The 23,829-nt window shown below is 70.5% G+C and carries 19 protein-coding genes and 1 tRNA gene; 13 read left to right on the top strand and 7 right to left on the bottom strand.

The window, feature by feature from the left end; genetic code table 11:
* Window positions 1-9 precede the first annotated feature (9 nt).
* From Q0116_RS00370 to Q0116_RS00360, 3 genes are all read left to right on the top strand, one after another.
* A complete protein-coding gene (locus Q0116_RS00370; protein WP_297884454.1) occupies window positions 10-2,607 on the top strand; it encodes a GAF domain-containing protein in 2,598 nt (865 codons plus the stop codon).
* A gap of 80 nt (window positions 2,608-2,687) precedes the next feature.
* Window positions 2,688-3,008: an ArsR family transcriptional regulator gene (locus tag Q0116_RS00365; RefSeq protein WP_297884453.1), complete on the top strand. Its 321-nt coding sequence runs from the start codon at window positions 2,688-2,690 to the stop codon at window positions 3,006-3,008.
* Between the two features lie 81 nt (window positions 3,009-3,089).
* Complete coding sequence (locus Q0116_RS00360; RefSeq protein ID WP_297884452.1) at window positions 3,090-4,412, top strand: tRNA (N(6)-L-threonylcarbamoyladenosine(37)-C(2))-methylthiotransferase; 1,323 nt, start codon at window positions 3,090-3,092, stop codon at window positions 4,410-4,412.
* Here the strand turns inward: Q0116_RS00360 and Q0116_RS00355 are convergent.
* The 5 genes from Q0116_RS00355 to Q0116_RS00335 form a co-directional block, all read right to left on the bottom strand.
* On the bottom strand, window positions 4,409-5,590 hold the full coding sequence (locus Q0116_RS00355; RefSeq protein ID WP_297884451.1) for a sensor histidine kinase KdpD: 1,182 nt from the start codon (window positions 5,588-5,590) through the stop codon (window positions 4,409-4,411). The genes Q0116_RS00360 and Q0116_RS00355 overlap by 4 nt on opposite strands.
* 60 nt (window positions 5,591-5,650) lie before the next feature.
* Entirely contained in the window at window positions 5,651-7,702 is a 2,052-nt protein-coding gene (locus tag Q0116_RS00350) for a long-chain fatty acid--CoA ligase (RefSeq protein ID WP_297884450.1), read from the bottom strand.
* 130 nt (window positions 7,703-7,832) lie between these two features.
* Complete coding sequence (locus Q0116_RS00345) at window positions 7,833-8,813, bottom strand: hypothetical protein (protein ID WP_297884448.1); 981 nt, start codon at window positions 8,811-8,813, stop codon at window positions 7,833-7,835.
* Between the two features lie 90 nt (window positions 8,814-8,903).
* Entirely contained in the window at window positions 8,904-9,746 is an 843-nt protein-coding gene (locus Q0116_RS00340) for a translation initiation factor eIF-2B (protein WP_297884446.1), read from the bottom strand.
* A 79-nt stretch (window positions 9,747-9,825) separates the two neighbouring features.
* Window positions 9,826-10,548 (bottom strand): DUF726 domain-containing protein, encoded by a 723-nt coding sequence (locus Q0116_RS00335; RefSeq protein WP_297884444.1) that lies wholly within the window; start codon window positions 10,546-10,548, stop codon window positions 9,826-9,828.
* A gap of 270 nt (window positions 10,549-10,818) precedes the next feature.
* Between Q0116_RS00335 and Q0116_RS00330 the strand changes: the two genes are divergently transcribed.
* The 5 genes from Q0116_RS00330 to Q0116_RS00310 all read left to right on the top strand — a co-directional run bounded on the left by Q0116_RS00330 (window position 10,819) and on the right by Q0116_RS00310 (window position 14,802).
* On the top strand, window positions 10,819-11,340 hold the full coding sequence (locus Q0116_RS00330; RefSeq protein ID WP_297884442.1) for a hypothetical protein: 522 nt from the start codon (window positions 10,819-10,821) through the stop codon (window positions 11,338-11,340).
* Between the two features lie 287 nt (window positions 11,341-11,627).
* Complete coding sequence (mch, locus tag Q0116_RS00325) at window positions 11,628-12,566, top strand: methenyltetrahydromethanopterin cyclohydrolase (protein ID WP_297884441.1); 939 nt, start codon at window positions 11,628-11,630, stop codon at window positions 12,564-12,566.
* A gap of 25 nt (window positions 12,567-12,591) precedes the next feature.
* Window positions 12,592-13,119, top strand: coding sequence for a hypothetical protein (locus Q0116_RS00320; RefSeq protein WP_297884440.1), 528 nt, complete (start codon window positions 12,592-12,594; stop codon window positions 13,117-13,119).
* Window positions 13,120-13,196: 77 nt separating this feature from the next.
* Window positions 13,197-14,390 (top strand): potassium channel family protein, encoded by a 1,194-nt coding sequence (locus Q0116_RS00315; protein ID WP_297884438.1) that lies wholly within the window; start codon window positions 13,197-13,199, stop codon window positions 14,388-14,390.
* Window positions 14,374-14,802: a nuclear transport factor 2 family protein gene (locus tag Q0116_RS00310; RefSeq protein WP_297884437.1), complete on the top strand. Its 429-nt coding sequence runs from the start codon at window positions 14,374-14,376 to the stop codon at window positions 14,800-14,802. The genes Q0116_RS00315 and Q0116_RS00310 overlap by 17 nt, the downstream gene beginning before the upstream one ends.
* A gap of 28 nt (window positions 14,803-14,830) precedes the next feature.
* On the opposite strand, the gene Q0116_RS00305 is transcribed toward Q0116_RS00310, so the two are convergent.
* Window positions 14,831-16,042 carry an iron-containing alcohol dehydrogenase family protein gene (locus tag Q0116_RS00305; RefSeq protein WP_297884436.1) on the bottom strand — a complete coding sequence of 404 codons (1,212 nt, stop codon included), beginning with the start codon at window positions 16,040-16,042 and terminating at the stop codon, window positions 14,831-14,833.
* A 168-nt stretch (window positions 16,043-16,210) separates the two neighbouring features.
* Here Q0116_RS00305 and gyrB point away from each other — a divergent pair, with 168 nt between their 5' ends.
* The 3 genes from gyrB to Q0116_RS00290 all read left to right on the top strand — a co-directional run bounded on the left by gyrB (window position 16,211) and on the right by Q0116_RS00290 (window position 22,696).
* Window positions 16,211-18,127: a DNA topoisomerase (ATP-hydrolyzing) subunit B gene (gyrB, locus tag Q0116_RS00300; protein WP_297884434.1), complete on the top strand. Its 1,917-nt coding sequence runs from the start codon at window positions 16,211-16,213 to the stop codon at window positions 18,125-18,127.
* Window positions 18,124-20,613 (top strand): DNA gyrase subunit A, encoded by a 2,490-nt coding sequence (gene gyrA, locus Q0116_RS00295; RefSeq protein WP_297884433.1) that lies wholly within the window; start codon window positions 18,124-18,126, stop codon window positions 20,611-20,613. The genes gyrB and gyrA overlap by 4 nt, the downstream gene beginning before the upstream one ends.
* A 70-nt stretch (window positions 20,614-20,683) precedes the next feature.
* On the top strand, window positions 20,684-22,696 hold the full coding sequence (locus Q0116_RS00290; RefSeq protein ID WP_297884430.1) for an AMP-binding protein: 2,013 nt from the start codon (window positions 20,684-20,686) through the stop codon (window positions 22,694-22,696).
* A gap of 14 nt (window positions 22,697-22,710) precedes the next feature.
* Here Q0116_RS00290 and Q0116_RS00285 read toward each other — a convergent pair whose 3' ends face one another.
* Complete coding sequence (locus tag Q0116_RS00285) at window positions 22,711-23,181, bottom strand: redoxin domain-containing protein (RefSeq protein WP_297884429.1); 471 nt, start codon at window positions 23,179-23,181, stop codon at window positions 22,711-22,713.
* A gap of 99 nt (window positions 23,182-23,280) precedes the next feature.
* Between Q0116_RS00285 and tatA the strand changes: the two genes are divergently transcribed.
* Together tatA and Q0116_RS00275 are read left to right on the top strand one after the other, a co-directional pair.
* Window positions 23,281-23,556 carry a twin-arginine translocase TatA/TatE family subunit gene (tatA, locus tag Q0116_RS00280; protein ID WP_297884427.1) on the top strand — a complete coding sequence of 92 codons (276 nt, stop codon included), beginning with the start codon at window positions 23,281-23,283 and terminating at the stop codon, window positions 23,554-23,556.
* A 51-nt stretch (window positions 23,557-23,607) separates the two neighbouring features.
* Window positions 23,608-23,680, top strand: a tRNA-Arg gene (locus Q0116_RS00275).
* Window positions 23,681-23,829 lie beyond the last annotated feature (149 nt).

The following is a 23,829-nucleotide window of genomic DNA, read 5'->3' as shown; positions in this document are numbered from 1 at the left end:
CCGTCGATCATGAACTCAGGTCCCGACGACCCGCCGCCTCGCTCCGGCGCGGAGGCTCCCGAGCGGCCGGGACCGGCCGACGACACCGCGACGCGAATCCTGTTCGTCGACGACGAACCGGGGGCGGCCGACCTCGCCGCGACCCACGTCGAGCGGCTGCTCGACGGCGTCGAACCGATCACGCGGCTCTCCCCCGACGAGGCGCTCGACGTCGTCCGCGAGGGGTCGATCGACTGTATCGTCAGCGACTTCGACATGCCGGGGCACAACGGGCTGGAGTTCCTCGAGTCGGTCCGCGAGGTCGACCCCGACGTCCCCTTCGTCCTATTCACCGGCAAGGGGAGCGAGGAGATCGCGAGCGAGGCCATCTCGGCCGGCGTCACCGACTACCTCCAGAAGGGGTCGGGACGCGACCGCTACGAGATGCTCGCCAACAGCGTCGCGAACGCGCTCGGCCGACGGCGGGCGGAGCGCGACCTCCGGGAGGTGAACGACCAGATCACCGGGATCCACCGGTTTGCGACCGGACTCGCGGACGTCGAGGACGTCCCGACCGTGTTCGACCGCGTCATCGACGTCGCCGAGGAGATCCTCGAGTTCGACCGCTGCGTCGTCGCCCGCCGGCGCGGCGACCGGCTCGTCCCGGTGGTCCGGTCGGAGAGCGTCTCGCCCGACGAGATCCGCACGTTCGACGTCGACGAGGGCGTGGTCGGCTACACCGCGCGGGAACAGCGGACCGTCGTGGTGGACAACCTCAGCGTCGACCCGGCCGACCCGGACGAGCTGGAGAGTCCGGCGGACTCGGCCGACTCGGGGCCGCAGGCGCCCGACCACGACCGGGTCGGCGGCCCGGAGCCCCTCGACACGGCGGAGGTCGCGGACCCGGTCTCGGACGACGTCCGGTCCGCGATCAGCGTACCGATCGGGCCGTACGGGGTGTTCCAGGCCGTCTCGGACGGCTACGCCGCCTTCGGCGACAGCGACGTCGAGTTCGCCGAGCTCATCGCGTCGCACGCCGCGAACGCGATCGACCGGATCCGGACGGAGACCGAACTCCGCACCGAGCGGGACCGCCTCGCGGCGCTGTACGACAACCTCCCGCTGCCGATGGCGTCGACGGTCATCGACGCGGACGGGACGAAGCGCCTGACGAACACCAACGACGCCTTCGTGGAGACGTTCGGCTTCGACGCCGCCGACTCGACGTACGAAGAGGTCTCAGACGCGGTCATTCCGCCGGACACCGACAAGTTCGAACACGAGAGCCTCGTCCGGGACGACGAGCCGATCAGGCTCGAAGTGCGCCGCCGGACCACCGACGGGCTGCGCAACTTCATCCTCCACGCGATCCCCGTCGTCCAGCCGGAGGAGTCGGTGGTGTACTCCATCTACGCCGACATCGACGAGCAGAAGCGGGTCCAACAGACCCTCAGGAAGCTCCACGCGACGACGCGGGAGATGTTCGGCGGCGAGACCCGCGAGGACGTCGCCGCGGTGGCCGCCCGCGCCGCGATAGACACCCTCGAGTTCCCGAACAGCGGCGTCCGACTGTACGACCCGTCGGCCAACCGTCTCCGCCCGACGGCGATCAGCCGGGAGGCGACGGAGGCGTTCGGAGAGCGGCCGGCGTTCGGTCCGGGCGACGGGTTCGTCTGGGACGCCTTCGACTCCGACGAGCCGATCGTCGTCGACGACCTCGAGGCGGTCGACACCACGGTCGGGTACGGCGACCTCCGGAGCCTCCTTGTCGTGCCGCTCGGCGACCACGGCGTGATGCCGCTCGGCTCGCAGGAGCCGGCGTTCTTCGACGAGACCGACCTCCAACTGGCCCGCGTCCTCGCGGCGAACGTCACCGTCGCGCTCGATCACGCCGAGCGGACCGAGCAGTTACGCGACCGCGACGCCGCGCTCCAGCGCGAGATCGAGCGGTTGGAGAAGTTCGCCGGCTTCGTCTCCCACGACCTCCAGAACCCGCTCAACGTCGCTGCCGGTCGCACGGACCTCGCGCGCGCCGTGACGGACGACGAGGCCGTGATCCAGGAGCTCCGGCAGGTCGAGGCCGCCCACGACCGGATGAAACAGCTGATCGACGACCTCCTCGCGCTCGCGCGCCAGGGGCAGACGGTCGACGAGATCGAGTCCGTCTCGCTCGACGCGGCCGCCGAGCGGGCGTGGCGCACCGTCGACACCGAGGACGCGACGCTCGATCTCTCCCGGGCCGACTTCACGGTCGAGGCCGACCCGGAACGGCTCCGGACGCTCCTCGAGAACCTGTTCACGAACAGCGTGGAACACGGTTCCACGAGCGGTCGGGCGGAGCCCGATAATAGCGTGGAACACGGAACCGCTGACGGTTCGGCGGATTCGGACGCGACGGGCGGCCTGACGGTCTCCGTCGGCCCGCTTCCGGACGGCTTCTACGTCGCGGACGACGGGGACGGCTTCGACATCGACCCCGAGGAGGCGGCGGAGTACGGGCGGTCGAGCAGCTCGGACGGGACCGGCTTCGGCCTCGCGATCGTCCGCGAGATCGCGGCCGCACACGGGTGGGAACTCGCAATCGACGACGCGGACGGCGCTCGGTTCGAGTTCCGCCAGCAGAACTAATATATAAAAGACGGGTTGGCGTGCGCCGCGCGCGCACAGGCGGGCCACGGTTATGCGCGATTCGCCCCTGTAAATGAGGTATGGACGAAGGCACCCGCGAGCTGCTCGAACCGCTCCCGCCGAGCGCCAAGCTGGTCTACTACGTGCTCGACGCGGAGGGTCGGTTCGACCAGACCGGCCTCGCCGAGGAGACCCGACTCTCGACCCGCACCGTCCGGTTCGCGGTCGAGAAGCTCACCGAGGTCGGCCTCGTCGAGGAGGGGCTCTGCCCCCGTGACGCCCGCCGCTCCGTCTACCAGGCCGTGCCGCCCGCCGAGCGCGACGGCGTCGACGAGCCGGAGGCGACCGCCGAGTCCGCCTCGGAGGCCGACCCGGCCACCGCTGCCGTCGCCGAGGACTGACTCCCGGCGGGTCGGCCCGCCGCCCTCCACGCCCCGATCCGTCGCGTTTTTGCCCGCGGGGTCGTTAACGTAATCACTCCGATGGCGACGTACCACATCGAAACGTACGGCTGTAGCTCGAACCGGGGCGAGAGCCGGGAGATCGAGCGCGCCCTCCGCGACGGGGGCCACCGACCGGCCGACGGCCCGGAAGACGCGGACGTCGCCATCCTCAACACCTGTACCGTCGTCGAGAAGACGGAGCGGAATATGCTCCGCCGCGCCGAGGAGCTGTCGGAGACGACCGCCGAGCTCGTCGTCACCGGCTGTATGGCGCTCGCGCAGGGCGAGATGTTCGCCGAGGCCGACGTCGACGCCGAGGTCCTCCACTGGGACGAGGTCCCGACCTACGTGCTCAACGGCGAGTGCCCGACGGTCACCCCGGACGCCGAGCCGGTCTTGGACGGCGTCGTCGGCATCCTCCCCATCGCGCGCGGCTGTATGAGCAACTGCTCGTACTGTATCACCAAGTTCGCGACCGGCCGGGTCGACTCCCCGTCGGTCGCGGAGAACGTCGAGAAGGCGCGGGCCCTGATCCACGCCGGCGCGAAGGAGATACGCGTCACCGGCCAGGACACGGGCGTCTACGGCTGGGACAACGGCGACCGGAAGCTCCCCGAGCTCCTCGACCGGATCTGCGACATCGACGGCGACTTCCGGGTCAGGCTGGGGATGGCGAACCCCGGCGGAATCCACGGCATCCACGAGGAGCTGGCCGACGTGTTCGCCGAGAACGAGGAGCTGTACGACTTCATCCACGCGCCGGTCCAGTCGGGCTCCGACGACGTGCTCGAAGACATGCGCCGGCAGCACCGCGTCGAGAAGTTCCGCGAGGTCGTCGACACCTTCGACGAGCGGCTCGACCACTGGACGCTGTCGACCGACTTCATCGTCGGCTTCCCCACCGAGGACGAGGCCGACCACGAGCGCTCGATGGACCTGCTCGCCGAGGTCCGCCCCGAGAAGATCAACGTCACCCGCTTCTCGAAGCGGCCCGGGACCGACGCCGCCGACATGAAGGGCCTCGGCGGGACGATCAAGAAGGAGCGCTCGAAGGCGATGTCCGAGCTGAAGATGGAGGTCGTCGCCGAGGCGTACGAGTCGATGGTCGGCGAGACGTTCGAGGTGCTCGTCGTCGAGGAGGGGACCGGCGACTCGGTCAAGTGCCGCGACGGCGCGTACCGGCAGATCATCGTCCAAGGGGCGTCCGACCGCGGCGTCGAGGTCGGCGACTTCCTCACCGTCGAGGTGACCGGCCACAACACGGTGTACGCGTTCGGCGACCCCGTGACGGAGTCGGAGCCGGCCGACGGCGACTCGGTCGAGCGCGACGACCGGCCGGAGTCCGCGCCGTCGACGGCCTAGCGCTCCGAGACCGACTCGCCTTCTCCGCCGGGCTTCGACCCGGAACCCTCCGACCCGCGCTCCCAGAGTCGATCGCCGTCCGGGTCGAAATCGTCCGGCTCGAAGTCCCCCGGATCGGCGTCGTCCGCCGCGTCTGAACCGGGTCTGTCGGGGAGTTGGATCCGGACCGCCGTTCCCCGCGGCTCGTTCGCCGCGAACTCCACCGTTCCGCCCGCCCGAGTCGTGGCCCAGTATATCAGCCACAGCCCGATCCCCTCGGTGTGTTCGAGCGGCGTCTCCTCCGTGTTCCGGAGCGTCCGCCGCTCGATCCGTGGGATGCCTCGCCCGTCGTCCGCCACGACGAGGTGGACGCTGTCCTCGCACCACACGCGCACCGTCACGGTCACGTCGTCGTTGTGTTCGACGGCGTTCCGCAGCGCCTCCTCGATCGCGACCGGAACGGACGGGTGCGTCCGGACCACGCAGCGCTCTGGGAGCTCCGTGCGGATCGTCGCGTCGGGCGCGTCCGCGGTCAGCTGCGCCACCTCCTCCTCGACGACGGCGACGAGGTCCACCGAGCACCGCGCGTCGGTCCGCCAGATCGACGCGAGCCGTCGCGTCCGGTCGCTCGTCTCGAGGAGCGACTCCAAGTGCTCTCGGATCGTCGCCACCTGCGCTCGGGTCTCGGGGCTCCCGTCCGCGTCCCGGATCTCGGTGAGGTAGCCGAGCGCCACGGAGAGCTCGTTCCGGATGTTGTGGCGCAACACCCGGTCGTTGATCGAGAGGAGCGTCGCGAGCTCCTGCGCCTCGGTGAGCTGTTCGTCGGCCTTCACCGCGTAGAGACCCCCGCGCGACCCGACCGCCGCGCCGAGGCTGGCGGCGAGCGAGAGCAGGAAAGAGAGCTTGAACGCGTGGTGGCCGATCAACCAGATGACCCAGACGACGCCGGCGAGCGCGGCGAACCCGAGCGCGGTCCCCGCGCCGATCCGCACCGCGCGCCACTGGCCCGAGCGGGAGATCCCCCAGCGCGGGAGGTCGCGGACGGTGTAGAAGGCGACGCTGGAGAGGCCGAGTATCAGCAGCGTTTCGAGAACGATCCCCACGCTTTGCCCCTGGTGCGCCAGATGACGGGCGCCGAGGCCGAAACAACACCCCCCGAGCGCGGCGAACCCGTATCGAGGGGCGATGCGGGGGGCCATTGCCGCTACTACTCCCTTCCGACGGATATCGGTTTCTAGTCCCGACGAGGCCCGGCCGCGCTACTCCTCGTAGATCATCTCGACCTCGTCGGCGAACCGGTCTAGGATGTTCCGCCGCTTCTTCTTCATCGTCGGCGTGAGCAGGTCGTTCGCCTCGGTGAACTCCTCTTCGACGAGCCGGAACTGCTTGATCTGCTCGTACGACTCGAACTCGTCGTTCACCCGGTCGACCTCCTGCTGGATGCGGTCGCGGACGCGGTCATCGCGGCAGACCGCGGCGCGGTCCTCGGGGAGGTCGACGCCGCCGGCCTCTGCCCACGCGGTCAGCTGCTCGAAGTTCGGGACGATGAGCGCCGAGACGAACTTCCGACCGTCGCCGAGGACGACGCACTGCTCCACGAACTCGTTCGCGGCGAACCGGTCTTCGATCGGTCCGGGGGCGACGTTCTTGCCGGTCGAGAGCACGAGCAGCTGCTTGGCCCGCTCGCGGAACGCGACGTACCCGTCCGGACGGAGCTGGACGATGTCGCCGGTGCGGAACCACGGCTCCGCGGCCGCGGCCTCCGGGTCGGTCTCGCCCTCGCCGACCCGCTCGTCCGGCGGGGTGCCGGCGGTCACGGCGTCCTCCGGAAGGTCGTCGGCGTCGACGAAGGCGTCAGCGGTCGCGTCCGGGCGGTTCCAGTACCCCTCCGTCACCTGCGGGCCGCGGACGAGCAGCTCGCCCACGTCGCCCGCCAGGTCGGCGACTTCCTCGCCGACGACGCCGTCGTCGATCGCGATCTCGGTGTCGACGACCGGCGGTCCGATGGTCCCCACCTGCGGCCGCTCGGGCGGGTTGACGCAGATCACCGGCGACGTCTCCGTCAGCCCGTACCCCTCCAGGATCGGGAGGTCCATCGCGTGGTACAGCGCGCACAGCTCCGCCGACAGCGACCCGCCGCCCGAGATGAAGAAGTCGATGTTCCCGCCGATCGCCTCCCTGACCGACGAGAAGACGAGCCGGTCGGCGACCGCGCGCTTGGCGTCGAGCAGCGCGCCGGGGTCGTCGGCCTCGTGGTGGTCGCGGCCGACGTCGACCGCCCACTCGAAGATCCGTTCCTTCACCGGCGACTCGCTCGCCTGCTCGCGGATCGCGTCGTACAGCTTCTCGTAGACCCGCGGGACGCTCGTCGTCGTCGTCGGCCGGACGAGCCCGAAGTCCTCGCGGAGCGTGTCGGGACTCTCCGCGTACGCGACGGTCGCCCCCGCCGCGAACATCATGTAGTGGCCCGCCATCCGCTCGAAGACGTGCGCGAGCGGGAGGAAGGATAGCGTCGTCGACTCGGCGGAGATCCCGGGGGCGTCCGAGTCGCGGTCGGGCCGGTCGGCGAACCGGCGGTAACACTGCGAGACGTTGTCTCGGAAGTTGCCGTGCGTGAGGCGGACGCCCTTCGGCTTCCCGGTGGTCCCGGAGGTGTAGATGAGGCTGGCGAGGTCGTCGACGCCGACCGCGTCGATCCACCCCTCGTAGGCGGCCTCGTCGAACGCGTCCTCCCCGAGCGCGTGGACCTCGCCGAGTCCGTACACGTCGTCCGCGTCGCCGTCGAGGTCGTCCGCGTCGACGTCGTCGACGGTGACGATCGCGTCGAGCTCGTGGCCGAGGTCGTCGCGCACCGCCAGCACGTCCGCGAGCATCTCGCGGTTCTCGGCGACGACCACGGTCGCCTCGGGGTCCGCCAACAGGTACCGCAGCTGGCTCGGCGAGGAGGAGGCGTACACGGTGGTCACGACCGCCCCCGCGGACAGCGCCGCGAAGTCGGTCTGCGCCCACTCCATGCGGGTCTGCGAGTACATCGCCACCCGGGTGTCGTCGTCGACGCCCAGCTCGCGGAACCCCGCCGCGAGGTTGCGGACGATCCCGCGCATCTCGGCGTACGTCAGGTCGGCGTACCCGCCCGCGGGGGCCGGCTCGATCACGCCCTCGGCGACGAGCGAGCGGTCGTAGATCCCCCCCTTGTACCGCTGCGCGGTCCGCGGCGCGTGCCGCTCCGCGGTCCGCTCGAACATCTGCGGAAGCGTCTCCCGGGCGATCGCGTCGTCCGTGAACGCTCGTTCCGCCGCTTGCCAACTCATACACCCCCCGTCCCGCCCTACGTTCATAAACAATCCGGTAGTTTTGAGTTTCCCGGCGGGCGGCGGGATCGGCCTCCGATCGCATCCGCGCGCTAGTGGCCGGGGCCCGGCCATCGGACCCTCTATCGGGTCAGTGGTCGCCGGCGATCCGCGCGCCGATTCGGTCCCTGTCCGCGCGGATCCCGTCGGCGACCTCGGCGATCTGCGCCAACACCGGGTAACGCGGACCGTCGGTGGGACCGTAGAGGTAGTGGTAGAAGGGTCGCTCTCTGTCCGTGTCGACCGCCGTCTCTGGCGTCAGCGGGGGGTCGTCGAGGGAGACCTGCCGCTCGGCGGCGAGTTCGTCGCACTGGCGTTCGAGCTCCGTCAGTCGGTTCCACACGTCGATCGCCGCGTCCGCCTCGCTCTCGGACCGGATCCCGTCCATGTGCCCGACCAGCCGACGGCGGCGGCGGTCGATCGTCGACAGCGCGGCCTCGCGGTCGTCGAGCTCGGCGATTTCCTCGTCGATGGCGTCGACGAGTCGGTTTCGGGCGTCGACGGCGTGGCGGCTCCGGTCGACGAGCGCCGACTGGGCCCCGCTCGACAGGCCGCCGTCGGACGCCAGCGCCGTCGCGGTGTCCGGACCCAGCTCGGCGGCCAGGCTCTGGGCGGTCGTCTCGTCGTACTCGGCGCGGTAGTGGGGCAGGGACATGACAGTGTCCTCGTACGCGGCCAGCACCCGCCTGAGGGTGACGTTGTCGCCGGCCGGGCCGCCGCCCGGCCGCCGCCCGCCGCCGCCGATCCAGCGCAGGGCGGCGGCCGGCACGCCGGACGGGGTCGCGTCCGTCGCGACCGAGACCGTGTCGATCCGGCCGACCCGTTCGGCGAACGTCTCGAACGCGTCCCGCTCGTCGAGGACGCGCCGGCGCTCGTCGCGGCAGGCGGCCTCGGCCTCGCGGACGTACGCGAAGGTAAGCAGCGCGAGGACGCCGACGAGCGCGACCGCCGTGACGACGCCCGGCTGCGTCGCGATCGCCCCGAGGTCGCACCAGACGCTCGTACAGCCCACCCCCGTCAGCCCCTGGTCGGGGATCTGGAACACCGCCGTCGAACTCGGGTGTACGCTCATACGAACCGTTAACACACTACACGCACAAAGCGCTTTGGGCCGTTCGGCGTCGCTCGCGCGGGTCTCGCCGCTTCAACGGCGATAGCGGGATCAGTTCCGGACGCCGTCGTCGGTGATCACGGTGTCGATCATCCCGATGGGCGTGGCGTCGTAGCTGGGGTTCTCGATCTCGACGTCCTCGACCGGCTCGCGCATCACCTCGACGGCGTCGCGGAACTCGTTTTCGAACCGGAACTCCTCGATGGTCTTCGCGCCCGAGCCGACCGCGGTGACGGGGACGCCCAGCTCGCGGGCGGTCACCACGAGCGGGAACGTGCCGATCCGGTTGTAGTACGTCCCGCCGGTGATACACGTGATCCCGAGCAGGACGCGGTCGCAGTCGCGGAGCGCGTACCCCATCGCGCTGTCGACGACCATGTGGACGTCGACCCGAGAGATCCCGGCGAGCACGCGGGCGGTCTTGCGGCCGAGGGTCCGCGGGCGCGCCTCGGTGACGTAGACGGTCAGGTGCGCCCCGTCGCGCGCGGCGTTCTCGACGGCCTCTAACACCGTCGTCGAGTAGTCGTGGACGAGCAGCGTGTCCCCGTCCTCGATGTGCTCGGCCGCGTTCGCCGCCGCCTCGCCCTTCGCCGTCTCGATGTCTTCCGTGACGCGGGCGATCACGTCCTCCAAGAGCTGCTTCGCGCCCTCGACGCTCGTCGCCTCGCCGACGATGGAGCGCTCGACCTCGCGCATCGCGTTGTGGAGCGCGGCGTGGGACGGGTTCGACCGGCGGAGCACGCCCGCGTTGTGTTCGAGGTCGCGCTCGAACTCGTCGACGGTCACGTACTCCCGGTCCAACAGGTCCGCGAGCGACCGCGTCGCCTTCACGGCCACCGCCGACGTGCTGTGGGTCCGCATCGCCCGGATCTCGGCGACGGTCTCGTCGATCATGCCCGAAAGGTCGACCGCGCCGGTAAAAGGGGTTCCGGGGACGCGTCGCCCGCGAGGCGTCCCGGGACGCGCCGACGGACTACTCGAACCCGATCCGGTCGACCGCCCGGGGCAGACAGCCGGCGTCCGGTTCGAGGTACGAGTAGTGGTCCGCGACCAGGTCGGTGACGCCGACGTCGGTGTAGTCGTCCGGCGCGGTCGCCGACTCGGCCGCTCCGCCGTGCCCGACCGCTCGGGTCCGGTCGGAGGCGCGGTACACCCAGCCGAGGACGCGGTCGTTCCGGCTGTGGAAGTTGTAGACCGGGGCGTCGAGCGCCGCGATCGCGGCCCCGTACCTCCCGCCGGTCCCGACGCTGTCGTGCGGGATCGCGCCGCCGAACAGCGACGCCGAGGCGAGGACCTCCGTCCGGCCCCTGTCCGCGAGTTCGCGGAGCGCCGCCCCGGTCACGCGAGCGCCGAGCGAGTGCGCGAAGAGGTGGACCGACCGCCCGTCCTCCTCCGCCCACGCCGTCAGCCAGTCGGCGAGCGGAGCGGCGTTGTCGTCGGCGGTGCGCTTCGCCGGTCCCCAGTCGGCGTTCGACGACCACGAGTAGCCGACGACGGGGAGCGCGCTCGCGGCGTCGGGCGCTTCCGAGGCCGCCTCTAACCCCAGCCGGGCGGCGTACGCCTGATCGCGGGCCGACGCGGCGTCCGCGCCGAGCCCGTGGACGTACAGGGCCACCGCGTCGGCCCCGCCGAACTCCCACGAGCCCGAGCGCGCAGTCGGATCGGCGTCGTCGAGCCGGCCCCGAGTCGACACCATCGGCTGCGCCTCGGGGGCCTCGTACCCGCCGAAGTCGCCGGAGAGCGCGTTCGCGACGTAGAGCCCGCCGCCCCCGAGGAGGCCGACGCCGCCCGCGACGCCGTACAGGAGCCGGCGACGCGTGACGAGAGCGCCCGCGTCGTCCGCGGATTCAGGTTCGCCGGGGTCGTCCGAAGTGGAGTCCGATGAGATACCGACACGTCGGTCCGAACGATCAAATAGCTGACGCGGCGGCGACGGCTGTTTATCGGTCGGTCCCGTACGAGGGGTATGAGCTACCCGGTCACGTACTACTGCCCGCACTGCGGGACGCTCGTCGCGCTCGAACGCGAGGGGTACCTCGCGGACAAGTCGGTGACGCCGTACCCGCTGGAGGGGTGGACGTACGCCGACCCGACCGAGCCGTTCGACGCCGACGGGAGCGACGAGGCTGAAGCCGAGAGCGAGAACGGGGCGGCCAGAGACGACGGAGCCGGCGACGCCGCCGACGTCGACGGCGTCCGGTTCGTCTGCGGCGAGAGCGGGGGCGTCGAGTGGGATCCGCACGACGGCGTGCGTGGAACCGACGTCGGCGGCGACGAGCCGTACCGGGAGCCGGACGCCGACGGGGTCGGTTGCGGCGAGGCGTTCTACCTCTCGTTCGTCCGCTACGACCAGGGCCGGGAGGTCGACCCGAGCGCGGAGACGGAACTCGTCGAGATCGACCCCGACCCGCGGCCGAGCGGCCCGCGCGGCCCGACCGGTCCCGGCGAGGCCGGCGGTCCGAGCGACTCCGACGGCGGCTTCTGGTGACTACTTGACTGGTCGTTTACACCCGGGTCATAGCGTGTCTCGGTCGAACAGCTGTAAGCCCCACCCGCACAGTACCGCCCAGCACCTCACGCCTCCCCAGCCTCGCGGTTCGCGCTCTCCGAGCGCTCACCGCGTCCCTCGCGCGTGCTCCTCGCGGCCGCCTGCGGCGGCCACTCAGAGGCACGCGCCACCGCCTCGTCCGTTTATGTTCATCTCTCTGCGAATCGCCCGCGAGTTCCCGAGTCTAACAGCCAAACCCCTTAAACGGGGAGCGAGTACCCTCGATCATGGAAAGCATCAATCGGACCGCGATCGAGCTGGTCGACGAGGCCCTCGACTTCGCCGGCGAGCTCGACGTCGTCGGCTACGAGCTGGACAACGGCGCCACCGTCGTCGACTTCGGGATCGACGCGGCCGGCGGGGTCGAGGCGGGACTGCTGCTCGCGGAGATCCAGACGGCGGGGCTCGCGAACCTCCGGACGCGGATGGGCGACCTGGCCGGCGCCCCGCGCCAGTACGTCGAGCTGTCGACGGACCACCCGGCGGTCGCGCTGCTCTGCTCGCAGAAGGCCGGCTGGGAAGTGACGACCGAGAGCGGCTTCGAGGGGCTCGGCTCCGGCCCCGCCCGCGCGCTCGTCGGCCGCGAGACGGAGTTCGAGCGCGTCGGCTACTACGACTCCGCTGAGTTCGCCACGCTCGCGATCGAGTCGACGACGCTCCCCGATGAGGAGGTCGCCGAGCAGGTCGCTGAGATGGCCGAGGTCGACGCCGAGGGCGTCTTCCTCCCGACGTTCGCCACCGGCTCGACCGCCGGCTCGGTCACGACCGCGGCCCGCGCCGCCGAGCTCGCCGTCTTCCGCCTGTTGGAGATCGGCTACGAGCCGACGGACGTGCTCCACGCCTCCGGCTCCGCGCCGCTCGCGCCGCCGACCCGCGACGAGACCGAGGCGATGGGCCGGACCAACGACGCGCTCGCGTACGGCGGCGAGGTCCACCTCCAGGTCGCGCGCGACGACGACCGGTTCGGCGAGATCGTCTCCACCGCGAGCGAGGAGTACGGCACCCCCTTCGTCGACGTGTTCGAGGACGCCGACTGGGACTTCTACGACGTCCCCGAGAGCGTGTTCGCCCCGGCGCAGGTCACCGTCGACGTCGTCGACGGCCCCGTCTACACCGTCGGCGAGACGGACGAGGAGCTGCTCGCGGAGTCGTTCGGCTACCGCTGACCCCGCGAGCCACCCCGCCCCACCGATGCGCCTCAAACCCGTCCCCGACCCGCCGGCCGACCTCGACGCGCTCCGCGAGTTCCAGCGAGCGATCCCGCTCGTCCCCGGCGACACCGACGACTGCTGCGCCCGCCTCCGCCGGCGACGCGACCTCTCCGACCGGCAGACCGCGAACGACTGGCTCGCGTTCCTGCGCGCGCTCGACCTCGTCGAAGAGACTTCCCGCGGGTTCTCCCGCGCCGACGCCGAGCCGACGCCGGACCGCGTCCGCGAGGGGCTCTGCGAGGAGGTGTTGCTCGTCCCCGAGGCGCTCGCGACGCTCGACGCCGCCTCGCCCGACGACCCCGTGACCGCCGCCGACCTCTTCGCGGCGACCCGCGATCGGGTCCCGCGACACGACCGGGCCCGCGACCCCGACTGGGAGGCGAGGTGGCGCGACCGCGCGGCCCGGCTGCTCGGCTGGCTCGCGCTCGTCGACCTCGCCGCGCCCGTCGGCGACGGTTCGGATTCCCCCGAGGCGGAGACGGGCTACGTCGCCGGCGACGCGCGCTGACGTCGGTCGGCCGACCGCTCCGTCGGCCGGATCGCTCCCGCAACAAGCCTTTTACTCGCAGCCGGAGAGGGAGTCGCATGGGACGCTTCGACGAGCGCACGGTCCGCTACGAGCCGACGAGCGTCAAGGACCTGCTCGTCGAGATGAAGGACACGGCGGAGCTGCTGATCGACCTGTCGTACTCCGCGGTCCTCCACGGGAGCCCGACGGTCGCGCACGAGGTCGTCGAACTGGAGCACCGGATGGACGTGCTCCAGATGCGCGCCCGGATGAGCCTCATGCTCGCCGCGCGGAACCCGAACGAGGCGGAGACGCTCGCGCCCGTGCTCGGCGTCATCGCCGCCGCCGACAAGATCGCCGACGCCGCGGGCGACATCGCGAAGATCGTCACCGAGGAGATCGGGCTCCCCGAGGCGATGCGGGGCGCGCTCTCGGCGGGCGTGGAGACGCTCGTCCGCGGGACGGTGAGCGACGGCTCCGCGTACGCCGGCCGGAGGTTGGACGACGTCGACCTCGAGTCCGAGACCGGCGTCCGGGTCATCGCCGTCCGCCGCGACGAGGACTGGATCCTCAACCCCGGCGCGACCACCCGGCTGGAGGCCGGCGACGTGACGCTGTTGCGCGGCCCCGAGGCCGGCGTCGCGGCGGTCTACCCCGAGCTGAGCGGGGAGCCGTACGAGCCGGAGCCCGAGGCCGAGCCCGCGATCGACGACTTGGAGCGCGCGGTCGACTCGATCGTGTTGATGAAGAATCTCTCCGAGCTCGCCGTCGACCTGGCGTACGGGTCGGTCCTCTTCGACAACGAGGAGCTCGCGGAGGAGGTGAGCAACCTGGAGATCGAGGTGGACGCGCTCCAGTCGCGGTTCGAGGCGTGGACGCTCCGCGCCGCCGCGGCGGCGGACGACCCGGTGGCGCTGCGCGGGCTCATCCACCTCGGCGTCGCGACCGAGGAGATCTCCGACGCCGCGCTGACGATCACCGAGGGGGTCCTCCGCGACCTCGACGTCCACCCGGTCGTCGAGATGGCCGTTCAGGAGTCCGACGAGATCATCACCCGCACCGTCGTCGGCGGGGGGAGTCGGTTGGAGGAGACGGACGTCGTCGACGGCGTGCCCGCGACCGACATCTCGACGAGCGTGCTGGCGATCCGCCGGCCGGACGAGGGGTGGCTGGTCGGCCCCGACATCGACACCACGCTGCGGGGCGGCGACGTGATCATCTCGAAGGGAACCCGCACCTCGGCCGAGGAGTTCGATGCCCTCGCGGCGTGACGCGGACGACCCCGAAGGCGGACCCGACGCGGACGAACCGAGGGAAGACCCGGCGGGCGAGGACCCACCGAGCGGAGACGCCGACCCCGCCGCCCTCGCCCGCGCGTACTACGACGCGATCGACGCCGGCGAGTACGACCGGCTCGCGTCGCTGCTCCACCCGGAGTTCGTCCAGCGACGCGCCGACAGGACCTTCGAGGGGCGCGAGCGGTTCGTCGCGTTCATGCGCGACGAGCGGCCGAACACCGACACGACGCACGCGGTCGACGGCGTCTACCCGTCGGGTCCCGGCGTGGCGGTCCGCGGGCGCCTCCTCGACGCCGACGGCAGGGAGCTGTTCGCCTTCGTCGACGTGTTCGAAGTCGACGCAGGGCGGTTGAGCGCGCTGGAGACGTACGGGGCCGAGTCGTAGTCGGCCGCGATTCGGCGGGCTCGCGTGCTCACCACGCGGCGCGCAACACGCCGAGGACTCCCTCCGCGGTCGCGTCGAGGCCGGCCGGCGCGCGCTCCATCGGCGGGTCGTCCGCGACGAACTCGGCGATCGCCGGCAGGTCGTCCTCGTCGGTCTCGGGGAGGTCCCGCAGCCGGGTGGGAACGTCGAGCGCGTCGCGGACCGCGGCGACCGCCGCGACGACGTCCTCCGCGATCGCGGCGTCGCCGCGGCCGTCGGTCCGGACCCCGAGCCCCGCGGCCAGCGCCCGTCGGCTCGCGTCGACCTCGTCGAAGAGGTACGCCAGGGCGTGCGGCGCGACGACGGCGTGGATCGCGCCCTGCTGGACGTCGTAGCGCCGGGCGAACCCGTGGCCGAACGCGTGGATCACGCTTATCTTCCGGTCGAGTTGGACGAGCAGCGACCCCGCGACCGCGCGGTCGGTCGCGCGCTCGCCGCCCGGCTCGTCGCCGGCCACGCGGGGGAGCGCGTCGGCGAGAAGGCGGAGCCCGTGGACCGCGGCCGCGTCGCTCACCGGGTCGGCGTCCCGGGCGTAGGTGGTCTCGATCCCCTTGTCGAAGCCGTTCATCGCCGACCCGGCCAGCACCGAGGTCGGCGTCGTCTCGAACAGCGCCGGGTCGGCGACGTCCGCGATCGGCCACGCGCCGCTCCCGCTGACGGTCACCGGCTGCCCGGTCGGAGACTCGTCGGCCGCGAACACCTCCAGCGACCCGCCGGTCGAGACGTCCGCGCCGGCGAAGGTCGTCGGGACGACGACGAACGGGAGGGCCGGGCCGCGCTCGGGCGCGAGGTCGCCGAGCGCGTCGTCGCCCGCCTCCGCGTCGGCGCGCAGCTCGTCGAGGTCCCGGCCGTCGGCCGCGAGGAGCGTCGCCTGCCTGGCGACGTCGAGACTCGCACCCCCGCCGACGGCGACGAGGACGTCCGCCCCCGCCTCCGCCCGCGCGTCGAGGAGGTCGTAGGCGGTCTCGACCCGCTTGTCCGGGGTCGTCCCGTCGAAGACGCCGGCGAAGCGGTCCCCGAGCCCGTCGCGGATCGGGTCCATCAGCGCGTCGTTCGCGCCCGTGTTCGACCCGCAGACGATCAGGGCGTCGTCGCGGTCGCGCTCGCCGAGCCAGTCGCCGAGGCCGGCGATTCGACCCCGTCCGTACCGGACCTCGCAGCCGCGGTGAACGTGTTCGAAGGAGTCCGCGATCGGTAGCATCGACGGTCGGTACGCACGTTGCGGGCTTGTAGCTGTGGGAGGTGTACACACACGTCTGTCCCGCCCGCGCGTCGCGTCTGTCCGCCCCGGCTTCGGTTCGCCGACTCTCACGCCCGCGCGCGTGCGTCGGCTTTATAACCCGACAGCGACTAGCGAGGGTAAGTTCCTATGTCAGAGCAGAGCGAATACGGAGCCGGCCAAATTCAGGTCCTCGAGGGCCTGCAGGCCGTCCGTAAGCGACCGGCGATGTACATCGGGTCCACGGACGGTCGAGGGCTCCACCATCTCGTCTACGAGGTCGTCGACAACTCCATCGACGAGGCCCTCGCGGGCTACTGCGAGGAGATCGAAGTACGGATCCACGACGACGGCTCCGTCTCCGTCAGCGACGACGGGCGCGGCATCCCCGTCGACACCCACGAGGAGTACGACCGCCCCGCGCTCGAGGTCATCCTGACGGTCCTCCACGCCGGCGGCAAGTTCGACTCCAAGTCCTACCAGGTCTCGGGCGGGCTCCACGGCGTCGGCGTCAGCGTCGTCAACGCCCTCTCCGAGCGGCTCGAGGTCGAGGTCAAACGCGACGGCGGCGTCTTCCGGCACCGGTTCGCGCGGGGCGAGCCCGCCGAGGACGGCTTCGACCGCGTCCGCGACATGGACGCCGGCGAGTCGACCGGGACGGAGATCCGGTTCTGGCCCGACGAGGAGATCTTCGAGACGACCGACTTCCAGACCTCCACGCTCGCGAACCGACTCCGCGAACTGGCCTTCCTCAACTCCGGCGTCGAGATCCGGCTCGTCGACGACCGCGACGACACCGTCGAGACGTTCCGCTACGACGGCGGCATCCGCGAGTTCGTCGAGTACCTCAACGAGACGCGCTCGCCGATCCACGAGGAGGTCATCTACTTCGAGGGCGAGTCCGAGGGCGTCCACGTCGAGGTCGCGATGCAGGCGACCGAGGAGCTTCAGGGTTCCGTCCACGCGTTCGCGAACAACATCAACACCCGCGAGGGCGGCACCCACCTGACCGGCTTCAAGACCGCCCTCACGCGGACCGTCAACGACTACGCCAACGAGCAGGGGCTCGTCAACGACCTCGACGCCAACCTCAAGGGCGAGGATGTCCGCGAGGGCCTCACGGCGGTCGTCTCGGTGAAGCACCCGGACCCGCAGTTCGAGGGGCAGACGAAGACGAAGCTCGGCAACAGCGAGGTCCGCGGCGTCGTCGAGTCCGCGACCCACGAGAAGCTCGGCACCTTCTTCGAGGAGAACCCCGACACCGCCGAGAAGGTCGTCCACAAGGCCGCCGAGGCGGCGCGCGCCCGGAAGGCCGCCAAGAAGGCCGAGGAGCTCACCCGGCGCAAGTCCGCGCTGGAGTCGACAGCGCTCCCCGGCAAGCTGGCGGACTGTCAGACCCGCGACCCGACCGAGGCGGAGCTGTTCGTGGTCGAGGGCGACTCCGCGGGCGGCTCTGCCAAGCAGGGCCGAAACCGCGAGAACCAGGCGATCCTCCCGCTCAAAGGGAAGATCCTCAACGTCGAGAAACACCGGCTCGACCGCATCCTGGAGAACGACGAGATCCGCGCGCTGATCACCGCGATCGGCGCGGGCATCGGCGAGGAGTTCGACATCGACGACGTCCGGTACAACAAGATCATCCTGATGACTGACGCCGACGTCGACGGCGCACACATCCGGACGCTACTCCTGACGCTGCTGTACCGCCACATGAAGCCCCTGCTCGAGGCGGGCTACGTGTACGCGGCCCAGCCCCCGCTGTACCGCGTCCGCTACCGCGGCGAGACGTACGACGCCATGACCGAGGCCGAACGCGACCGCATCGTGGAAGAGGAGTGCGACGGCAACCCCACGCAGGTCCAGCGCTTCAAGGGGCTCGGCGAGATGAACCCGGACCAGCTGTGGGACACCACGATGGACCCGGAGAATCGCCGTCTCAAACGGATCAACGTCGACGACGCGGCCGCCGCGGACCGCATGTTCAACGTGCTGATGGGTGACGCGGTCGAGCCGCGCAAGCAGTTCATCAAGGAGCACGCGACCGAAGCGGAGTGGGTGGACATATGAGCTCCGAAAGTCCGGACGCCGACCCCGGCGACGTCCGCGCCGCACAGGTGACGAACGCCCGCATCGAGGACGAGATGGAGCAGTCGTACATCGACTACGCGATGTCCGTCATCGCGGGTCGCGCGCTCCCCGACGTGCGGGACGGCCTCAAGCCCGTCCACCGCCGGATCCTCTTCGCGATGAACGAGGCGGGCGTGACGAGCAACTCCGCGCACCGCAAGTCCTCCTCCGTCGTCGGCGAGACGATGGGGGACTACCACCCGCACGGCGACAGCGCCATCTACGACACGCTCGCCCGGATGGCCCAGGACTTCTCGATGCGCTACCCGCTCGTCGACGGCCAGGGGAACTTCGGCTCCGTCGACGGCGACCCGCCGGCCGCCATGCGGTACACGGAGGCCCGGATGGCCCCCATCGCCGAGGAGCTCATGGCGGACATCGAGCGCGACACCGTCGACTTCCAGGCGAACTACGACGACCGCCTCGAGGAGCCCGAGGTGCTGCCCGCGGCGTTCCCGAACCTGCTCGTCAACGGTTCCTCGGGCATCGCGGTCGGGATGTCGACGAACATCCCGCCGCACAACCTCGGCGAGGTGGTCGACGCCACCGTCGAGCTGATCGAGACCCCCGACGCGACCGTCGAGGACCTGATGGAACACGTCAAGGGCCCCGACTTCCCGACCGGCGCGAACATCGTCGGGCGGAACGCGGTCCACAAGGCGTACAAGACGGGCCGCGGTCGGATCCGCGTCCGCGCGGAGTTCGAGGTCCACGAGGAGGAGGGCCGGATCGTCATCAGCGAGCTCCCCTTCCAGCAGAACAAGTCGCGGCTCGTCGAGCGCATCGCCGAGGACGTCAACGAGGGCGCGATCGAGGGGATCCGCGACCTCCGCGACGAGTCCGACCGGGACGGGATCCGGATCGTCGTCGAGCTCAAGCGCGACGCGATGGCCGAGGTCGTCAAGAACCAGCTGCTCGAGAGCCACCTCGAGCGCACGTTCGGCGTCATCAACCTCGCCTTGGTCGACGGCTCGCCGCAGGTGCTGGACCTCAAGCAGACGCTCGAACACTACGTCGACCATCGCCGCGAGGTCGTGCGTCGGCGCTCCGAACACGAGCTCGCCGAGCGCGAGGAGCGCGCGCACATCCTCGAAGGCCGCCTGAAGGCGCTCGACAACGTCGACAGCGTCGTCGAGACGATCCAGGACTCCGACGACCGCGACGCCGCGAAGGCCGCGCTGGAGTCGACGTTCGACTTCACCGAGGCGCAGGCGGCACACATCGTCCGGATGCAGCTCGGCTCGCTCACCTCGATGGAGACCGCCGAGATCGAAGACGAGTACGAGGACGTGAAAGCCCGGATCGAGCGGCTGGAGACGATCCTCGCCGACCCGGGCGAGCTCGACCAGGTGATCGTCGACGAGCTGCGGGAGATCAAAGACGAGTACGACGACGAGCGGCGGACGAGCTTCATCGAGGACGCGGGCGACGTGACCCACGAGGACCTCATCCCCGAGGAGGAGTGCGTCGTCGTGATGAGCGAGGACGACTACATCAAGCGGATGTCGCTCGACACGTTCCGCGCGCAGAACCGCGGCGGCAAGGGGATCATCGGCACGGGGCTCAAGCAGGGCGACCGCGTCTCCTCGGTGTTCGCGGCCAACTCCCACGACTACCTCCTCGTGTTCACGAACCAGGGCCAGATCTACGAGCTGAAGACCTACGAGATCCCGGAGATGTCCCGCACGGCGCGCGGGAAGTCCGCGGTCAACCTCCTCGACCTCGACGACGGCGAGGAGATCGAGTCGGTCGTCAACACCGAGGACTTGGACGACGACGAGTACCTCACGATGGTCACCCGCGACGGCTACATCAAGCGGACCGCCGTCGACGAGTTCGGCAACATCCGGTCGACGGGGATCCGGGCGATCCGGCTGGAGGACGGCGACGAGCTCGTCGACGTCGAGGTGACCGACGGCGACACGGACATCGTCATCGGCAGCCGGAACGGGATGGCGATCCGGTTCGCGGAGTCCGAGGCGCGCGCCATGGGCCGCACGGCCCGCGGCGTCATCGGTATCGACCTCCGCGAGGGCGACGCCGTCGCCGGCGTCGCCGCCATCGACGACGAGTACCACAACTGGGTGCTCACCGTCACTGAGAACGGCTACGGGAAGCGCTCCGACCTCGACGAGTACCGCCCGCAGTCGCGGAACGGCAAGGGGCTCGTCGACATCAAGACCGGCGACCGGAACGGGCAGGTCGTCGCCATCGAGGCGGTCACGAACGGCGACCACTTGGTCGCGATGAGCGCCGACGGTCAGATCATGCGGACCCGCGTCGAGGAGATCTCGACGGTGAGCCGCAACACGAAGGGAGTGATCGTGATGAACCTCGAACCCGACGACGAGGTCGCCTCCGTCGACATCGTCCCCGAGTCGGTCCACGCCGCCGCGGACGAGGGCGCGGAGACGGGCGACGAGTAAGGACCGCGCCGACCCGCGGCGGGTCCTTCAGGAAAGTTACTTACTGTCGCCGCGAAAATTCCCGGCCGAGATGGACGAGTACGAGGGGATAGACGAGGTCGTACACGAGCCGAGCGAGGCGTTCGCCGAGTCGACGAACGTCGCCGCGTTCATGCGCGAGTACGGGATCGACGGCTACGACGAACTGATCGAACGCACCACGTCGGACGTCCCGGGCGAGCCCGAGTCGGGGGTCGACTGGTTCTGGGACGAGATCGTCGACTACCTGGACGTCGAGTTCTACAGCGACTACGACGCCGTCCGCGACGACGCCGACGGGCCGCAGTTCTCGGACTGGTATCCCGGCGGCGAGGTCAACGTCGCGCACAACGTCGTCGACCGCCACGCGGCCGTCGACTCGCCGAACCGCAACCGCGTCGCGCTGATCTGGGAGGGCGAGCCCGGCGACGTCCGGGAGATCACCTTCCACGAGCTCCGCCGACAGAGCGATCGCGTCGCGAACTACCTGACGGCGGCGGGGATCGAGACGGGAGACACCGTCGGGCTGTACATGCCGATGGTGCCCGAGGTCGTCTCGATCCTCTACGGCTGCCTGAAGGTCGGCGCGATCGCCGTGCCGATCTTCTCCGGGTTCGGCCGGGAGGCGACCGCGACGCGGATCGAGGACGCGGAGCCGACCGTGCTGTTCACCGGCGACGGCTTCTACCGGCGGGGCGACGAGGTCCGGCTGAAGGCGACCGCGGACGAGGCGATCGCGGACGCCGGCCACGTCGAGGAGGTCGTCGTCTACGACCGGCTGGGAGCGACCCCGGCCGGCGATTCCGCGGATCCCGTTCCGTGGACCGACGGGCGCGACCGGACGTGGGAGGCGGCGGTCGGCTCCCAGCCCGCCGCGTACGAGACGAAACACCTCCCGAGCGACCAGGAGTCGATGCTCCTCTACTCCTCGGGGACGACCGGCACGCCGAAGGGGATCGTCCACACCCACGCCGGCGTCCTCACGCAGTGCGCGAAGGAGATCCACTTCGGCTTCGACCAGCGGCCCGCGGACCGGTTCTTCTGGGTCTCGGACATCGGCTGGATGATGGGTCCGTGGACGCTGATCGGCAACCACGCGTTCGGCGGCACGGTGGTGATGTACGAGGGCGCGCCCGACCACCCCGAGCCCGACCGCTTCTGGGAGCTGATCGATCGACACGGCGTCACGCAGTTCGGCATCTCGCCGACCGCGATCCGCGCGCTCCGCAAGCACGGGGACGAGTGGGTCGAGGGCCACGACCTCTCCTCGCTCCGGATCTTGGGCTCCACCGGCGAGCCGTGGGACCCGGAGTCGTGGCGCTGGTTCCACGACGCGGTCGGCGGCGGCGACTGCCCCGTCGTCAACATCTCCGGCGGGACGGAGATCTGCGGCTGCTTCCTGATGCCGATGCCGAACCAGCCGCTGAAGCCCTGTACGCTCGGCGGGCCCGGGCTCGGGATGGACATCGACATCGTCGACGAGTCCGGCGAGTCGGTGAAGGAGTCGGGCGAGCGCGGCTACCTCGTCGCGCGCGACTCCTGCCCGTCGATGACAAAGTCGCTGTGGTCGGGCGACGAGCGCTACCTCGAGGAGTACTGGTCGACGTGGCCCGACCTGTGGGACCACGGCGACTTCGCACAGAAGGACGCGGACGGGTTCTGGTTCCTCCACGGGCGCGCCGACGACGCCCTGAACGTCGCGGGCCGGAAGGTGGGGCCGGCTGAGATCGAGGGCGTGCTCATCGATCACGACGCCGTCAACCAGGCCGCGGCCGTCGGCGTCCCCGACGACACCACCGGCACGGCGGTCGTCGCGTACGTCGTCCTCGAACCGGACGTGGACCCGAGCGACGACCTCCGCGAGGAGCTCCGGGCGCTGGTCGGCGACGAACACGGCAAGCCGTTCCGGCCGCGCGAACTGCTGTTCGTCGACGCCTTCCCGAAGACGCAGTCGGGGAAGATCATCCGGCGCGCGATCGAGTCGGTGTACAACGACGAGGACCCCGGCGACCTCTCCTCGATGGAGAACCCCGAGGCGCTGGAGTCGCTCCGCGATCCGGCCTGAGTCGGGGGCGCCGCTCAGGCCGCCGCGTCCGCCACCGCCTCGGCGAGCGCGTCGTAGTCCGGCTCCTGTCCGGCGTTGTCCGCGAGCCAGCGGTACGTGACGGTGCCGTCCGTGTCGATCACGAAGACCGCGCGCTGCGCCACCGTCCCGACGCCGTAGTGCTCGAAGTCCTCGACGACGTCGTACGCCTCGATCGCGCGGTGGTCGGGGTCGGCGACGAGCGCGAACGGGAGGTCGTACTGGGCGCGGTACGCGGTGAGCGCGTGCGGGAGGTCCGTGCTCACGCCGAACAGCGTACAGTCGTCGCGGTCGAACCCGTCGCGGAGCGCCTCCATCTCGTCGGTACAGGTGTTCGAGAAGGCGGCGGGGAAGAAGGCGAGCACGACCGGCTCGTCGCCGAGATGCTCCGAGAGCTCGAACGGCGCGATGTCGCCGTCCACGATCGATCCGCCGAAGTCGGGTGCGTCGTCACCGATACCGGGCATAGTGGAGCCTTGGCTGCCGGGCGTATCACCGTTTCGGGGACGGACCCACCCTCCGAGGCAAAAAGACTATAGTCGGCACAGGGTTACAGCGGAGTAGAGATGGTAAGTTCGATACCACTGATCGGCGGTATTCCGGCGGGGCCGGAACTCCTCATCATCCTGCTCGTCCTGGTCCTGCTGTTCGGGGCGAACAAGATCCCGAAGCTCGCCCGGTCGACCGGGCAGGCGATGGGCGAGTTCAGGAAGGGCCGCGAACAGGTCGAAGAGGAACTGAAAGACATGCAAGACGGCGAGAAGGCGGACTCGACGCTCGACGACGAGGACGACGACCTCGACGAGCTCGAGACCGAGACCGACAAGGAAACCAGCGCGTAATCCGGCCCCGACGCCGACCGATCACCGCTGTACCGTTTTTTCGCTCGTTCTGGGCGCGTGGCCTAGCGGATAGGGCGAGAGGTTCCTAACCTCTCGATCGCGGGTTCAAATCCCGCCGCGCCCGCTATCTGCGAACGAAGTGAGCAGTAGCGGCGCAAGCGGGGTTTGAACCCTATCGGTCGCGCGCAGCGAGCGGAGCGAGCACGTCCGATTCCGGTTCGAATCCCGTCGCGCCCTCGCAAACTGGTTTAACATCTCTTCCCGGCCGCTCGA

This window comes from uncultured Halorubrum sp. (assembly GCF_937146585.1).
Classification (GTDB): domain Archaea; phylum Halobacteriota; class Halobacteria; order Halobacteriales; family Haloferacaceae; genus Halorubrum; species Halorubrum miltondacostae.
The sequence above is the reverse complement of the archived record's forward strand: the minus strand, read 5'-3'. Positions and strand labels throughout refer to the sequence as shown.

Excerpts from the sequence above, each read along its gene's own strand:
- Q0116_RS00370 (WP_297884454.1), top strand. The coding sequence starts at position 10 with ATGAACTCAGGTCCCGACGACCCGCCGCCTCGCTCCGGCGCGGAGGCT.
- Q0116_RS00365 (WP_297884453.1), top strand. The coding sequence starts at position 2,688 with ATGGACGAAGGCACCCGCGAGCTGCTCGAACCGCTCCCGCCGAGCGCC.
- Q0116_RS00360 (WP_297884452.1), top strand. The coding sequence starts at position 3,090 with ATGGCGACGTACCACATCGAAACGTACGGCTGTAGCTCGAACCGGGGC.
- Q0116_RS00355 (WP_297884451.1), bottom strand. The coding sequence starts at position 5,590 with ATGGCCCCCCGCATCGCCCCTCGATACGGGTTCGCCGCGCTCGGGGGG.
- Q0116_RS00350 (WP_297884450.1), bottom strand. The coding sequence starts at position 7,702 with ATGAGTTGGCAAGCGGCGGAACGAGCGTTCACGGACGACGCGATCGCC.
- Q0116_RS00345 (WP_297884448.1), bottom strand. The coding sequence starts at position 8,813 with ATGAGCGTACACCCGAGTTCGACGGCGGTGTTCCAGATCCCCGACCAG.
- Q0116_RS00340 (WP_297884446.1), bottom strand. The coding sequence starts at position 9,746 with ATGATCGACGAGACCGTCGCCGAGATCCGGGCGATGCGGACCCACAGC.
- Q0116_RS00335 (WP_297884444.1), bottom strand. The coding sequence starts at position 10,548 with ATGGTGTCGACTCGGGGCCGGCTCGACGACGCCGATCCGACTGCGCGC.
- Q0116_RS00330 (WP_297884442.1), top strand. The coding sequence starts at position 10,819 with ATGAGCTACCCGGTCACGTACTACTGCCCGCACTGCGGGACGCTCGTC.
- mch (WP_297884441.1), top strand. The coding sequence starts at position 11,628 with ATGGAAAGCATCAATCGGACCGCGATCGAGCTGGTCGACGAGGCCCTC.
- Q0116_RS00320 (WP_297884440.1), top strand. The coding sequence starts at position 12,592 with ATGCGCCTCAAACCCGTCCCCGACCCGCCGGCCGACCTCGACGCGCTC.
- Q0116_RS00315 (WP_297884438.1), top strand. The coding sequence starts at position 13,197 with ATGGGACGCTTCGACGAGCGCACGGTCCGCTACGAGCCGACGAGCGTC.
- Q0116_RS00310 (WP_297884437.1), top strand. The coding sequence starts at position 14,374 with ATGCCCTCGCGGCGTGACGCGGACGACCCCGAAGGCGGACCCGACGCG.
- Q0116_RS00305 (WP_297884436.1), bottom strand. The coding sequence starts at position 16,042 with ATGCTACCGATCGCGGACTCCTTCGAACACGTTCACCGCGGCTGCGAG.
- gyrB (WP_297884434.1), top strand. The coding sequence starts at position 16,211 with ATGTCAGAGCAGAGCGAATACGGAGCCGGCCAAATTCAGGTCCTCGAG.
- gyrA (WP_297884433.1), top strand. The coding sequence starts at position 18,124 with ATGAGCTCCGAAAGTCCGGACGCCGACCCCGGCGACGTCCGCGCCGCA.
- Q0116_RS00290 (WP_297884430.1), top strand. The coding sequence starts at position 20,684 with ATGGACGAGTACGAGGGGATAGACGAGGTCGTACACGAGCCGAGCGAG.
- Q0116_RS00285 (WP_297884429.1), bottom strand. The coding sequence starts at position 23,181 with ATGCCCGGTATCGGTGACGACGCACCCGACTTCGGCGGATCGATCGTG.
- tatA (WP_297884427.1), top strand. The coding sequence starts at position 23,281 with ATGGTAAGTTCGATACCACTGATCGGCGGTATTCCGGCGGGGCCGGAA.